Genomic DNA, 14,197 nt, shown 5'->3' on the forward strand with positions numbered 1-14,197 from the left:
TAGATAATAAACAATGTTATGGGAGGTTATACCCAGTGCTAGCACAATCCGTTCGAGAGCAATTACAGGCTATAGTCGGGCCACGTTGGTTTAAGGACGACAACGAATCCCTTGTGTCTTACAGCTATGATGCGACTCCTTTGTATCAATCACTTCCGGACGGAGTTATTTTTCCGTCATCAACATCAGAAGTATCCACTGTCATGAAAGTGTGCGCAGAACACAAAATTCCAGTCATTGCAAGAGGAGCGGGAAGCAATCTTTGCGGAGGCGTCGTGCCTATTCAAGGCGGGCTTGTCATGGTCATGACAAGAATGAATCGGCTGCTGGAGATCGATCAGGACAATTTGACGGCTACGTTCCAAACCGGTCTTAATACGAAGCAATTCCATACGGCGGTAGAAGCAACGGGCTTGTTTTATCCTCCAGATCCAAGCAGCATGATTATCTGTACGATGGGCGGCAATATAGCGCTAGGGGCTGGTGGATTGCGTGGGCTGAAATACGGGACGACGAAGGACTATGTCATCGGTTTGGAAGCCGTGCTGGCGAATGGCGACATATTGCGAACTGGAGGCAAGCTGGTTAAGGATGTAGCGGGTTATGATTTGACCCGGCTATTAGTTGGCTCTGGTGGGACGCTCGCTATTATTACCGAAGCTACGGTGAAGCTGGTGCCTAAACCGGTTTTTCGCCGGTCTATGGTCGCAATCTATAGTGATCTATCATCGGCAGCTCGCTCAGTATCGCAAATCGTGGCGAATCGGATAACTCCTTGCACCTTGGAGTTCATGGATCGGGCGACGATCCGGGTCGTAGAAGATTTCGCCCGTATCGGTTTGCCTGTCGATGCGGAAGCGATACTCGCGATCGAGCAGGATGGTGATGAGAGCTTGGTGGAGCGGGATCTAAGGCTAATAGAGACGATTTGCCGACAAGAAGGCGCAATCGAGGTGAAAGTGGCTGCAACTGCTGAGGAAGGGGCCAAGGTCATGGAGGCGCGGCGAAGCGCTTTGGCTGCGCTATCGCGTTTGCGTCCCACAACCATTCTGGAGGATGCGACCGTACCGCGATCCAAAATTGCCGAGATGGTGCTGGAGGTGCAGCGCATCGCCGAGAAATACGACGTGCAAATATGTACCTTCGGTCATGCTGGTGACGGTAATTTGCATCCGACGGCAATGACGGACGCGCGTGATAAGGAAGAAATTCATCGGGTGGAGAAGGCATTCGAGGAAATATTCGAGGCGGCCATTCGAATGGGCGGCACCATAACCGGCGAGCATGGAGTCGGAATGGTAAAGGCTCCTTACCTTGAATGGAAGGTCGGCGCATCTGGAATTGATATCATGAAGCGTTTGAAGGAAGCTTTCGATCCGGATCAGCTGCTGAATCCGGGTAAGCTGTTTGCTGAGACGCGCAAGCGGATCGTATTTAAAGATTCATCCCATGGGGGAGAGAAGGATGAGAGTACCGAGGAGGCAGGTTGTGTGAAGGGCGAGGACAGTGCGCCATTGAAGGAACAGCCCATGAAGCTGGGCGGTCAGGGGGAAGCATAGATGGCTATGACAGAACAACAAGCCGCTCAGCAGCATAAGCTTGCTGAAAGGTTGAAGCTTACGCTGGATACAGACCAGCTGACGAATTGTATGCGCTGCGGTTTTTGCCAGACGGCCTGTCCGACCTTTAATGAAACGGGGCTCGAAGCGGCCTCCCCACGAGGGCGCATCGCATTAATGAAAGCCGTTTCGGATGGCTTTATGAAGCCGGACCTCCAATTCAAGGAGCAGATGGACTTATGCCTTGGCTGCCGGGCCTGTGAACCCGCTTGTCCATCGGATGTGAAATATGGACAGCTTATTGAACAGGCCAGAGAATCCATAACTGCGGAAGCGGAATATCCTTGGCATATCAAAGCGATTCGCACGCTCTTCATGGAGCGGCTGTTTCCTAACCATAACCGGATGCGTATGCTTGGAGGGATGCTGAAGCTGTATCAGCGCTCCGGCTTGCAGAAGCTGACGCATCAGAGCGGGGTTATGCGTTTGTTTCCGGAGCATATGAGGCAGATGGAGTCTATTCTGCCTGAAGGGTCCTCCGACGGCGTTATTCGCGCCTGGGAGAAGCTTGGCCTTCCGGCGGCGTGGGAAGCGACAAGCAGCGGCAATAGCCGCATGCTCGTCATTCCCCCTGCCGGGGAAACAAAACGCGCGCGCGTCGGTCTTTTCCGCGGCTGCATCATGGATGTTCTGTTCACGTCGACGAACGTGAACACGATCAAGCTGCTCCGCGAGGCAGGCTTCGAGGTCGTCATACCGACCTCGCAAACCTGCTGCGGAGCGCTGCACGCCCACGCGGGCGAGACGGCGTCGGCTCGCCGACTCGCCCGCGAGAACATCGACGCTTTCCGCGAAGCGGGCGTCGACTACGTGGCGAGCAACGCCGGCGGCTGCGGCGCGAGCCTGAAGGAATACGACCATCTGCTTGCAGCAGAGGAGTCGTATTCCCTTGCGGCGGGCGAGTTTGCCCGCCAGGTTAAGGACATCGCCGAGCTGCTCGTCGATGAGGGGCTTCCGCTGCGGCTCCGTTCGTTGCAGCGCGAGGAGGCGCAAGTGGTCACGTATCAGGATTCGTGCCACCTGCGCAATGTCATGCGGGTCCAGCACCAGCCCCGCACTCTGCTGCAATCGGTACCGGGCGTACGCTTGAACGAGCTGCAGGGAGCGGACCGCTGCTGCGGCTCGGCCGGCATCTATAATCTGACGCAGCCGCAAATGTCTGCGGATGTGCTGGATCACAAGATGGAGCACGTAGAGTATACGAATGCGCAGTATATCGTTACGGCCAATCCGGGCTGCCTGCTGCAAATGAAATGGGGCATCGAACGGGCAGGAGTGGGGGATCGCATGAAGGCCATTCATCTGGTTGATTTTTTAGCCGAGAACCTGGGGCCTCAGGAGAGCAACGAGTAGCTTTATAGTGCTTTTATAGTCTAAAGCTTACCGATCCGGTAAGCTTTTTTTCTTGTTTTCCCAAAAGTCAAGAGGCTTGTACCAGAATATCGGGCGTTAATCGCGAATAACTTTTAGTAATTGAGTAAGATTCTACCTAAATACTGAATGTTTCATGATATTTCGGTGTATAATGGAACTATATGAACCTATTATAGTAATATATATCTATAGCAATATGCCTATTGAAGGAGGAAGAACGAATGGATCCCATTTCATCTCTGTCGGAGCTTCTGGCGGAGCAAAAAGCATCATCTTACATCGAGATTCCCGGCGTAGTTTCCAGAACGTTTGGGCAAACGACATTGTCCACAACATTGCCAATGAGCAAGCTGTTTTCCATTTATGAAGTGGATTTGGAAGTACAGCGCGCCATTGTTCCGCAAAACTTATCCAAGCTGATGGATTACATCATGTTGTACTTGGATCACCAGCAAGGCATTTATTTTCCGGGCATTATTCTCTCGGCTAGAGGTGCCGGTGAATACGATGCAGATCAACAAGTGTACCGGCTGCAGGCGATTGAAAAGCTGTATGTCGTAGACGGACAGCATCGTCTGGCTGCATTCCGGAGAATTATGGAAACGCTGCAAAGCAACATGGCTCGCGCCAAAGACCGCAGAGAATATGATCGTATGGAAGAAATTACAGATAAGCTGAGCAAGCTGTATACCTTCCCGATGTCCACGATGATTTATTTGGATATTAATGCGCGTCAAGAACGCCAGCTATTCTCGGATATTAACAAGCTTCCGCGCAAAATCGGCGGCAACCTGGCCGTATTGCGTGAACAACGGAGATTTTACCACGTATTGGCAACCCATTTGGCGGCTCAATCACCGTCGATGAAACAAATTTCCGTCGATATGTTCACGGAGCGCGGCAAAGGTCCGGAATTTTTATTCTCGTACCACTTGCTCGTAGAAATTCTTTGCGGCTTGTTCGAAGGCCGTCTGAAATCCGCAGCCCGCAATAACGGCTATTACTTTGAGGACAGTGACATTGAGGAGCATTTCAAGCTTGCTTCGTATTACTTCGACGTCATGCTTCGCTATTTGCCGGAGCCTGAGAAAGGCGAGCTCTGCTGGACGGAAAATCTGCAAATTGCAATGGCGCTGTTCTTCCATGAGGAAGTGACCAAAACGGGAACTTTCAACAAATATGCGTTGGAATATACAATGAAAATATTGCCGCATATCGATTGGAATGCCATCTACGTAGGTGATGAGAAGGATCGTCTGCCTAGACGCTCGCGTATCATGAAGGCTTACCAATACATTAAGGATTTCTATCAAGAACATCACATCTTCTTGATTCGCGATAAGGAGGACGTCGGCTAATGGATGGACTTTGTCTTAAAATGACGATTCACCCGTTTTGCGATAAATTCGGGTTGGCCACTGTGGCCATTCAAGTACAGGATTTGTTAAATTACACGACGATCGATCCGATGGTTCAACGTAAACTTAGTGCGGGTCAACGCCGCAAAATCTCGAATTACTTGCAGGAACGCGAATTGGATCGGGTATTTTTCGGCCCTGTGACGCTGTCCTTGCGCGAAGTAAGCTCTCTTGCCAAAACGGATAAAGGCCTTTTCCTTCGCCCAGGTTCCAAGCTGAGCATCTTGGATGGTCAGCACCGGATTCTTGCGCTTGGCTACGTAAACGAGCAGCTGCTCAAAGAAGTGCGCAGCCATGAGAAGAAGGCGGCCGCTTTGAAAATCAAGCAGCGCCGCTTGCCTGACAGCGAGGAAGTGAAACAGGAGCTTGAGCAAATGGAAGGGCTCGTCGAGCAAATTGAACGCCGCCGTTTGGAATTGGTGGAAAGCGAGCTGGCTGTGCAAATTTATATCGGCTTGAGTGAAGAGGAAGAGAAGCAGCTGTTCGGCGATATTAACTCTAAAGTTCAGCTGGTTAGTAAAGAGCTGGGCCACTCGTTTGATAGCATCGATCCGTTAAATCTTGTCATTCAACAGGTCGTTGACCATAATGTGTTCCTTAAAGCAGCAGGTGTTGAACGCCGTGCGAACTTGACTTCCTATAACAAAAATTTCACTTCGTTCAGTTGGCTTTACTCCGCTGCTACGATGCTGTTTACAGGTAAGATGCAGCCTTCTTACGAAATGGCCCGCAAAATACGTCAGGACCCGTCTGCATATATTGAGATTCTTCATCAATATTTCAGCACGCTGCTGCCGTTAATGCCTGAACAGCCCGGATTGCCGCAATACAGCACGGCTAGCCGCGCGATGCAGGAAAGTATTGCTTTATATGCCCATGGGCACCTGTTTAAGGACGGAAAGTATACGAAAAACTGGACGTCTTGTCTCAGCGTTTTTGATGGATTCGACTGGTCCCATGAAAACGAGCAGCTTATTGAGCGCTTCGGTACCTTGGATAACGGCAAGCTGAATCTGATTCATGAGAAATCTCTTCGCAAGCACGGCAAACTGGTACAGCTGTTCCGCGAGCTGCATGGAGAGCCTGTCGATGCCGGGGATGAAGCGTCTACTGCTTAATAGTTCAACGCGCTAAAAATAAAAAATCCGTGAAGAAACAGTTGATGTTTCTCGCGGATTTTTTTGTGCTTTCTTGAATGCGAGGAATGGTCTGCTCCATATCCTCACTTGAATCGAGTCGCCCTACCAAGCAGGCTATTTCACATCTGCAGCACAGCGGAAGCCCATGTTGCCTGCGGAGCTGTCGGGCGTATTGGAGCTGCGGGCTGCTACACGGTAACGATTGCAATACGATTTATGACATAAATAGGAGCCGCCGCGCATGACACGGGAAGTACCCTTTTCCGGCCCTTGTGGATTGATTTGAGTTCCGTTAATATGCCATGTCGGATTGAACCAATCGGCACACCACTCCCACACGTTTCCAGCCACATTGTACAGCCCATATCCGTTCGGCTGGAAGGAGCGGACAGGTGCCGTGCCGGCATAACCGTCGCTCATGTTGTTCTTGTCCGGGAATTTACCTTGCCATATGTTGCACATATGTTCCGTTCCTGGCTTGAGGAGGTCTCCCCACGGATAACGTTTTTGCTCCAGGCCGCCTCTGGCTGCAAATTCCCATTCTGCTTCGGTCAGCAGTCTTTTGCCTGCCCAACGGCAATAAGCTTGAGCATCGTTCCACGAAACGTGGATGACTGGATGATCCTGACGATCTTCTATAGACGAATCTGGTCCTTCCGGATGAGCCCAATCCGCTCCTTCGACGTTCCACCACCATGGAGTGCGCTGTACCACATGTTTGACATGGGCGGCAGTTTGTTCAGATACGAACAAATGGAACACGAACGACCACCCGAATGTTTCCGCTTCGGTCTTGTATCCGGTTTCTTGAACAAACTGGGCGAATTCAGCATTGCTGACCGCACAAGGGTCGATATAGAACGGATCTACGGTTACAGGGCGAACCGGCCCTTCACCGTCTTGAGGAAAGCCTTCTTGGTCATCCGTTCCCATTAGGAACGTACCGCCTTCTAAATAGATCATCCCTTCTCGAGGATCTTCGTTAGTAGCATGATCGTTTTGCGCTACGGCTTTATTGTTAAAGCTATCGAGGGATATCGTTTGTTGGGATGGTTCGAATTCGGAACGGCTTGTGGAGCAGCAGGATGGCTTGGATGTTTCGGTCATTGGGTTGTCCTCCTAAAAGTTTTTGCGTATGCAAAAACTGGCATCGAAAGCATACGCTTAGAGTTTTGTGAAACAAAACTTGCATCGAAAGCATACGCTTAGAGTTTTGTGAAACAAAACTTGCATCGAAAGCATACGCTAAAAGTTTTAAAGTTATTGTTCCGTCAGTTGATTAATAACCATTATGGCTGCACCGGTAACGAGTGCTTCTTCACCAAGATGGCCTAGGCTGAACACCACTTGATAAGCAGGATAATAGTATGTGTTGCGAATAGCAACTCGGGTTGCTATTTGAAAGAAGCTCGGATCGCTGCTGATCAGGGAACCACCCAGGATGACTTTTTCCGGATGCAATATATTGATCAGGTTGGACAAGCCGATACCAAAATAAGTGGCCGCTTGAGAAAAAATTTCTACGGTCAGCGGATCATGCTCTCTAAGTCCATGCAGCAGATGCAGAAAATGAATTTTATCCGGATCTTTTTCCTTGTAGCGAAGAGAGCTTTCCCTCCCTTGCTTTAAGCGGGACTGTGCCTGCTGCTCCAATGCGTGAATGGAAGCGAAGGATTGTAGGCTGCCGTAATTGCCGTGGTCATCGATACGAGGCCCGTCGGTTTGGATAATCATTTGACCGATGGAGCCTTCCATATCGACTGCCCCATAGACGACTTTGCCGTTAGACATCATTGCGGAGCGGATACCGACCCCCACATGGACGTACAGCAGATGCCGATAGTCACGGTTGCGGTCTGACCAAGATTCCCCCATAATCGCCGTGTTGGCACCATTATCCAGAAGTACAGGGAAGCCTAACTTCTGCTGCAAATAGCCACACACCTCCACGTTGCGCCAGCCAGGTGCTGAGAAGTACAGGGGCTCGAGAATGATACCGGATGACCGATCCAGCGGACCGACGGCACCGATCCCCATACCTAGAACAGACTCGGCTGCGATATGATGCTCATTCATCATTCGCACTGCCACATCAGCAATTTCCGTCAATAGGCGGGAAGGCGTCATTGTCTCATCCATCACCCAGCTTTGAACGCTTAGCTTGTTCATATGCAAATCGCAAAGAATCAGCTTGGAATTCATCCGTGATATGTCCAGACCAAAGACATATGCCGCTTGGGGATTGGTTTCGTATAGAATCGGCCGTCGACCGCCCGTCGATTCTCCGAATCCGGCCTCAATCAGCCAGCCTTGAGCCGTCAATTCCTCCAAAGTGCGGGTTAGCGTGCTGCCCGTCATTTGGCTTTGCTCCAAAAGTTCGATTTTGGAAACGGTGCCCTGTTTGCGGATTCGTTCGTAAATTTCTTTATGCTTGCGGCTGCCGATCCTCTCATGAATAGGTAACAAGCTCATCGCTAACCTCCAACAAACCGAAATAGTCCATGATTTTATATAAGTATAAATTATACATCAGTTTGAAGGGCTTAACCATAGGAAACGCTCATTGGACCTCCGCTTTTCCTTATCAGAGTACAAACTGGATTGTGACTTCGGTACCAAGTTTGGTAAGATAGGAATAATGCGGTTCGGAAATGTGCATCCGGGATTGACTGCAATGGCTTTAAGCAAGTGGAAGGAGACAGGAGAACATCATGTCAGATTGGTATCGAAAAAGCTTCGGCGACGATTATTTATTAGTATACAAGCACCGGGATATGAGAGGAGCCTACGACGAGGTTAAGCGGATGATTGAATGGCTGCAGCTTCCCCAGCAATCGAGCGTACTTGATTTGTGCTGTGGTATGGGTCGGCATTCTATGGCGCTGCGCGATTTCGGCTACAAGGTGACGGGCGTCGATCTATCCGGTGTTTTATTGATGGAAGCAAATAAGCTGAATGTAGATAATGAAGTACGGTTTCTGCAAGGCGACATGAGGGATGTGCCGTTGACGGAGACGTTTGATGCGGTCGTCAATTTATTTACGTCGTTTGGATATTTCGAGCACGATGAAGAAAATGAAAGAGTGCTTAGAGAGATGTATCGACTGCTTGCTCCTGAGGGGAAAGGGAAGTTTATTATCGATTTTATGAACCCGGATTTTGTGGAAGAGCATTTAGTTCCATTTTCTTCCCGGACAGAAGGCAGCATTACCATCGAAGAAACTCGTAGAATTGAAGACGGCTTCGTTCGAAAAACGATTGTTGTAAAAGAGCCCGAAATGGAGGAAAGAACGTATTTAGAGCAGGTTAAGCTTTACCCGCTTGAATCGTTTATGAAGATGCTTGATCGTTCCGGCTTGGAGGTAAGTCATGTGTATGGTGACTACAATGCTTCGGATTATGACCGCAATGAATCGAAGAGAATGATTTTCGTTGGGCATAGAAAAGGATAGGGACGATGATATGAGCTTATATACGACACATAATGATACCTACATCCAGGTAAAAGTTCCGCTTCCATTTCCCTTACGCTGGGTTAACAGCTACCTGATTCGCGGAAATGAGGGCTTTACCCTTATAGATCCGGGGTTACATACAGAGGCAGCCATTCAGCATTGGGAGGCTGTATTGCAGGAATTGAAGCTCAATTACCGCGATATTGAACAAATTGTTCTTACTCACCATCATCCGGATCATTACGGAGTTGCCGGCTGGTTTCAGGAGCGTTCAGGAGCTCCGGTCTACATATCCTCTGCGGGGTATGACCAAGTGCATTTGCTCTGGGGAGAAGAGCAGCCGATGACCGGAACCCTGCTCTCCCTCTTTGCCAAGCATGGGATGCCGCAGGAAATGATTGAGCCGATGAAAGACAACCTCGACAGCTTCGTCGAGATGGTGTCGCCTCAACCTAAAGTGACTTTCATTACGATCGGTGAGCCTTTCCGTCTGGGTGATCGGATGTATGATACCATACACACCCCTGGTCACGCCTTGGGTCATGTTTGTTTTTATCATGCCGACACTAAAGTTATGATCTGTGGAGACCATGTGCTCCCGCAAATATCTCCGAACGTAAGTTATTTGCCCGACGTGGATGAGAACCCTCTAGCCAGCTTCTTGCAAAGTTTGGAGCAGATGCGACAGTTCGACGTGAATTGGGCTTATCCGGGTCACCGTGAACCATTCCAGACCTGGAGCAAGCGCACGCAGGAGCTGTTAACGCATCATGAAGACCGTCTGGAGCAGATGCGCAGTCAGTTGGAACCCCAGCTCACAGCATACCAGGTATGCAGAGCGACATTCGGTGATCGTCTATCACTGCATCAGCTTCGATTCGCTTTGTCCGAGACATTGGCGCATTTGATTTATTTGGAACAAGCGGACCGGATACAGCGGATCGAGAAGGATGGAATGATTTATTTTCAAACTGTTTAAATGACATAAATAAAGAATCATCGATCGTCAAAGCACTCAGGTCTTGAAAAAGACATGGGTGCTTTTTTTGTTGTTGACGATTCGTAACAGCGTAAAACATGGCTCGTTCATAGTTCGAATTATGTCGATGTTTGTACCCTGATTGAAGTGGAAATAATTATTTGTATACTTCTTTTGTCGCCTATTTTTCCTGGAATGATCATCAAGAACGGTGAGGAGGCTATCATGTCCATATTGAAATGGTTCAAGTCCAATAAGCCTACCTATCCTCAAGCCAGTCATAGGAATGCTGCTCAGGAGTCTGCGGTGGAAAAGGAGCAGGACGCAGCTATTAACGGAAATATGGAGGATGCGCTTCGATATATCAACCGTGTATTAGGTGAAAATGACGATTTTTTAGTTCGCCGGTTTCATGTGTTCGGTCAGTATAAAGCAGTGATGTTATATTTTTCCAATATGATTAATCAAAATACGGTAAACACCGATATTTTAAAGCCGTTAATGCACTTGCCGGTCCATTTAGAGCATAAATCGATTGAGATGGATCAGCTTAAGGATGTTTTGATTAACGATACCATGTATCACAGCGAAGGAAAGCTGGAAAGCAATTTATCTAAACTAGTGAATGGATTGGTACGGGGGGAAACAGTCGTCATTGTCAACGGCTTGGACGAAGCCTTGCTTATCGGAACACGCAATATTGACAAAAGATCCATCGATCAGCCGGCGACAGAAATGGTTATTCGCGGACCTCGCGAAGGGTTTATTGAGCTCTTGGGAACGAATATCGCTCTTATTCGCTACCGATTGCAATCGCCTGATTTTCGAATGCATACGATGGAAATCGGGAAAAGAACGAGATCCAAGGTCGCAATATGCTTCGTAGAGGGGATCACGAATCCGGAGCTTGTGCAGGAAGTGAAGAAACGGCTGTCCAAGATTGATACGAGCTCGGTGCTTGATTCCGGGGTATTGGAGCAGTATATCGAGGACAATCACCTCTCCCCATTCCCGCAAGTACAATATACGGAAAGGCCGGATAAAGTCGTCTCGAACCTGCTAGAAGGCAGGGTAGCGATTCTGGTGGACGGCTCCCCCTTGGCGTTGGTAGTTCCCACAGTGTTCAGCCAGCTGTATCAAACGGTAGAGGACTATAATGAACGATTTCTTCTGATGAGCTCGATTCGCATGGCGAGGCTGGTTGCTCTTGTGTTCTCTTTAATTTTCCCATCCTTGTATGTTGCAGTCATTTCTTTTAATCCCGAGCTGATTCCTACCGAATTTGCTGTAGCCGTAGCCGGAGGGCGTGCAGGAGTGCCATTTCCGGCCATCGTCGAAGTGTTAATCATTGAAATTTCTATGGAAGTGCTGCGAGAAGCTACGATCCGGCTGCCTCAACAGGTAGGTGGCGCCTTATCCATTGTAGGCGTGCTTGTTATTGGGCAAGCGGCGGTGTCAGCGGGATTTTCCAGTCCCATAACCGTGGTTATTATTGCGCTTACAACGATAGGTTCATTCGCAACTCCGGCCTATAACGCAGCTTTAGCTTTGCGGTTGCTACGATTCCCTCTCATCGTTATGGGTGGTTTATTCGGCCTTTACGGAATTATGATCGGACTGATTCTGATAGCGAATCATCTTCTGTCGTTGAAGTCATTCGGCGTTCCTTACTTGAGTCCGCTTGTTCCAGGGAACTTTAATGGTATGAAGGATCTTCTATTCCGCAGTCCCTTGTGGTGGTTTAAGAAAAGGCCAGCCATGCTGCAAACCATTGATGATACAAGGACAGCCCCCGGTGTAATTGATGAACTTAAGCGTACTTCCGAGAATGTATTGGATCCCGTGAATGATAAAAAGAAGGAGCGATAACCTATGTTCTATCGTCAGATCACCATGTTACAAGCGACGACGATTCTGGTGAGTACGATCATTGGGGTAGGGATTCTTCCCTTGCCCTTGTTCGCCGTTCGTGAAGCAGATTCTGGGGCTCCTTTGGTCACATTGCTCGGAACCTTGCTTGCTTTTGTTGGGCTATGGCTCATTACTATTCTGGGAATACGTTTCCCGAACCAGTCTATCGTAGAATACAGCCGGGATATTATTGGCAAGTGGCCTGCTGCGGTAGGCAGTCTATTGATCATTGCCTTCTTTGCCTTATTAACCTCGCTTACGGCCCGTGAATTCGGTGAGGTGGTCATTACAGCGGTATTGAAACGAACGCCGTTGGAGGTGACGGTTCTTGTCATGCTGCTGCTCTCAGCCATTTCGACAAGACAGGATATGAAGACGTTTGCCTATATCCATAATTTTTACTTTCCCATTCTTCTTATTCCAGCTCTTCTAATTGTTACCCTCTCTTTAAAAAACGCAGATTTAATTAATCTTCAGCCCATTTACGGGAGTTTTTCCCCTAAAATCATTTCTAGTGTTTTTACAGTAGCCGCATTATTTCAAGGCTCCTTCATAATGACCATAGTCATTCCTTCTATGCGTCGCGCTCATTTAGCTATGAAGTCGAGCGTATGGGCAATGATTATTTCCGGCGTACTGTATATCACGATTGTGGTGGCGACGATTGGAGTGTTCGGTGCCGAGGAGACCAAGCTGCTGCTTTGGCCAACCTTGGAGCTGGCTAAGACAACTTCGCTGCCCGCAAATATTTTGGAACGTTTGGATGCCGCTTTTCTGGCTGTATGGGTAACCGCAGTCTTTACTACCCTATTCTCCAGCTATTATCTTACTCTACGCTCCTTGAGCAATTTGATCGGATTGCGCGACCATAAAGTGTTTTCCTACTTTTTATTGCCCTTTGTATTTATTTTAGCGATGCTTCCTGAAAACATTTTGCATATGTACGAAATTATCCAAGATTTTAGCCGAGTAGGGCTTTTTGTTACGATTGCGTACCCAGGATTGCTGTTGATAGTGGCTCTCATCCGCAAGAAGAGAGGGGATCAGGTTGGAGACGATTCAATGGATAAGAACGCTTAAGCTTGGTGTTGTGGTGCTTCTTATCGTTCCTGTGCTGGCAGGCTGCTGGGATCGTTTGGAGATTGAAGACAGGGCCATTGTGTTAGGTATTTCTGTTGATGCAGTTGATCCGGGGGCTGCAAAAGAAGAAGAGCAGGTTTCCCACCTTCGCGACAAGTTTCCTGCACCGGAGAAAGGTATGATTCGCGTTGCAGCGCAAATTGCTTTACCCGGCAAAATCCCGCTTGGTCCAGGTGAATCCGGAACTGGGGGGAAGGGGGCGGAAGAGACGGTTTGGGTCATTGATGTGGTGGGTCATACTATTGATGATGCCATCATGAATTTGCAGCAGCAGATGTCGGCCAAGCTGTTCTTTGGACATTTACGAGTCATCGTAGTGTCAGATAAGTTCGCCAGAAAAGGGCTGCAGAATCTGAACGATTATTTTCGACGCAACACGGAAGTGAGAAGGACAGCCTGGATGATGGTCTCCAAAGGGAACGCAGAGCAGTTGATGAGAGCAGCTCCTAAGCTGGAGCGGGTTCCTACTCTGTATTTGCTGTCTACCTTGGATGGAGCGGTTAAGCAGGGCAAATTTCCGACAGACTTTCTTGGGGTATTTTGGAGTAATGGGTCCAAGAAAGGACAGGAAGCCTTTTTGCCCTATATAGAGCTGATGAAAGCTGAAAATGTGGAGCTAAAAGGGATGGCCTATTTCAAAAACGATAAGATGATAGAAGTTACGGAACCTTTTGAAATCGCAGCCTATATGGGGGTTCGGGGCATGAATCCTGCAGGCTATCGCGCTTTTATACGTCTGGAACAGAACCCCTCCAAAACGGTAACGATATTTGCTACCAGCCGAAAATCCAGGCTTAAGGTCCGTATTGAAGATGGCATTCCCCATTTCAAATTATCCGTATTTACCGAAATTAATCTCGAAGAGAAATTGAGTGAAACTATCTTCACGAATAACTCGGCTGTACTAAAAGAAATTGAGGAAGAAGACAAGAAATCTTATTCCAAAGCCATTTACGGATTAATTAAAAAAACACAAAAATCCGGATCCGATATTTTTGGCTTCGGTGAGTTCGTAAGGGCCAAACAACCGAAATATTGGAACGAACAAATTAAAACGAAAGAAAATTGGCAGGAAATGTATAAAGATGTTGTTGTTGACGTTGAAGTTCTAACGAAAATGCGACGGGTGGGTATGAAGGCCAGATAGACGAAGCGCGAAGAC

At 48.5% G+C, this 14,197-nt stretch carries 11 protein-coding genes; 9 read left to right on the top strand and 2 right to left on the bottom strand.

Annotation, left to right across the window (positions count from 1 at the left end; genetic code table 11):
* Positions 1-35: 35 nt before the first annotated feature.
* The 4 genes from QMA13_RS09965 (at position 36) to QMA13_RS09980 (ending at position 5,529) form a co-directional block, all read left to right on the top strand.
* Entirely contained in the window at positions 36-1,559 is a 1,524-nt protein-coding gene (locus tag QMA13_RS09965) for an FAD-binding oxidoreductase (protein ID WP_282941219.1), read from the top strand.
* A complete protein-coding gene (locus QMA13_RS09970; RefSeq protein ID WP_282941220.1) occupies positions 1,560-2,972 on the top strand; it encodes a (Fe-S)-binding protein in 1,413 nt (470 codons plus the stop codon). It begins immediately after the preceding gene.
* 242 nt (positions 2,973-3,214) lie between these two features.
* A complete protein-coding gene (locus QMA13_RS09975; RefSeq protein ID WP_282941221.1) occupies positions 3,215-4,351 on the top strand; it encodes a DGQHR domain-containing protein in 1,137 nt (378 codons plus the stop codon).
* On the top strand, positions 4,351-5,529 hold the full coding sequence (locus QMA13_RS09980) for a DNA sulfur modification protein DndB (protein WP_282941222.1): 1,179 nt from the start codon (positions 4,351-4,353) through the stop codon (positions 5,527-5,529). Before QMA13_RS09975 ends, QMA13_RS09980 begins: the two co-directional genes overlap by 1 nt.
* 135 nt (positions 5,530-5,664) lie before the next feature.
* Here the strand turns inward: QMA13_RS09980 and QMA13_RS09985 are convergent, their stop codons facing one another.
* Together QMA13_RS09985 and QMA13_RS09990 are read right to left on the bottom strand one after the other, a co-directional pair.
* Positions 5,665-6,657 (bottom strand): formylglycine-generating enzyme family protein, encoded by a 993-nt coding sequence (locus QMA13_RS09985; RefSeq protein WP_282941223.1) that lies wholly within the window; start codon positions 6,655-6,657, stop codon positions 5,665-5,667.
* Between the two features lie 153 nt (positions 6,658-6,810).
* On the bottom strand, positions 6,811-8,022 hold the full coding sequence (locus QMA13_RS09990) for an ROK family transcriptional regulator (protein WP_282941224.1): 1,212 nt from the start codon (positions 8,020-8,022) through the stop codon (positions 6,811-6,813).
* 239 nt (positions 8,023-8,261) lie between these two features.
* Here QMA13_RS09990 and QMA13_RS09995 point away from each other — a divergent pair, with 239 nt between their 5' ends.
* The 5 genes from QMA13_RS09995 to QMA13_RS10015 all read left to right on the top strand — a co-directional run bounded on the left by QMA13_RS09995 (position 8,262) and on the right by QMA13_RS10015 (position 14,182).
* On the top strand, positions 8,262-9,002 hold the full coding sequence (locus tag QMA13_RS09995; protein ID WP_282941225.1) for a class I SAM-dependent methyltransferase: 741 nt from the start codon (positions 8,262-8,264) through the stop codon (positions 9,000-9,002).
* A 10-nt stretch (positions 9,003-9,012) separates the two neighbouring features.
* Positions 9,013-9,984: an MBL fold metallo-hydrolase gene (locus QMA13_RS10000; protein WP_282941226.1), complete on the top strand. Its 972-nt coding sequence runs from the start codon at positions 9,013-9,015 to the stop codon at positions 9,982-9,984.
* A 225-nt stretch (positions 9,985-10,209) separates the two neighbouring features.
* Positions 10,210-11,853 carry a spore germination protein gene (locus QMA13_RS10005; RefSeq protein WP_282941227.1) on the top strand — a complete coding sequence of 548 codons (1,644 nt, stop codon included), beginning with the start codon at positions 10,210-10,212 and terminating at the stop codon, positions 11,851-11,853.
* A 3-nt stretch (positions 11,854-11,856) separates the two neighbouring features.
* Positions 11,857-12,975, top strand: coding sequence for a GerAB/ArcD/ProY family transporter (locus tag QMA13_RS10010; RefSeq protein WP_282941228.1), 1,119 nt, complete (start codon positions 11,857-11,859; stop codon positions 12,973-12,975).
* On the top strand, positions 12,944-14,182 hold the full coding sequence (locus QMA13_RS10015) for a Ger(x)C family spore germination protein (RefSeq protein ID WP_282941229.1): 1,239 nt from the start codon (positions 12,944-12,946) through the stop codon (positions 14,180-14,182). The genes QMA13_RS10010 and QMA13_RS10015 overlap by 32 nt, the downstream gene beginning before the upstream one ends.
* Positions 14,183-14,197: the final 15 nt, after the last annotated feature.

Origin of the sequence: Paenibacillus sp. RC67, from assembly GCF_030020805.1 — a bacterium.
Classification (GTDB): domain Bacteria; phylum Bacillota; class Bacilli; order Paenibacillales; family NBRC-103111; genus Paenibacillus_S.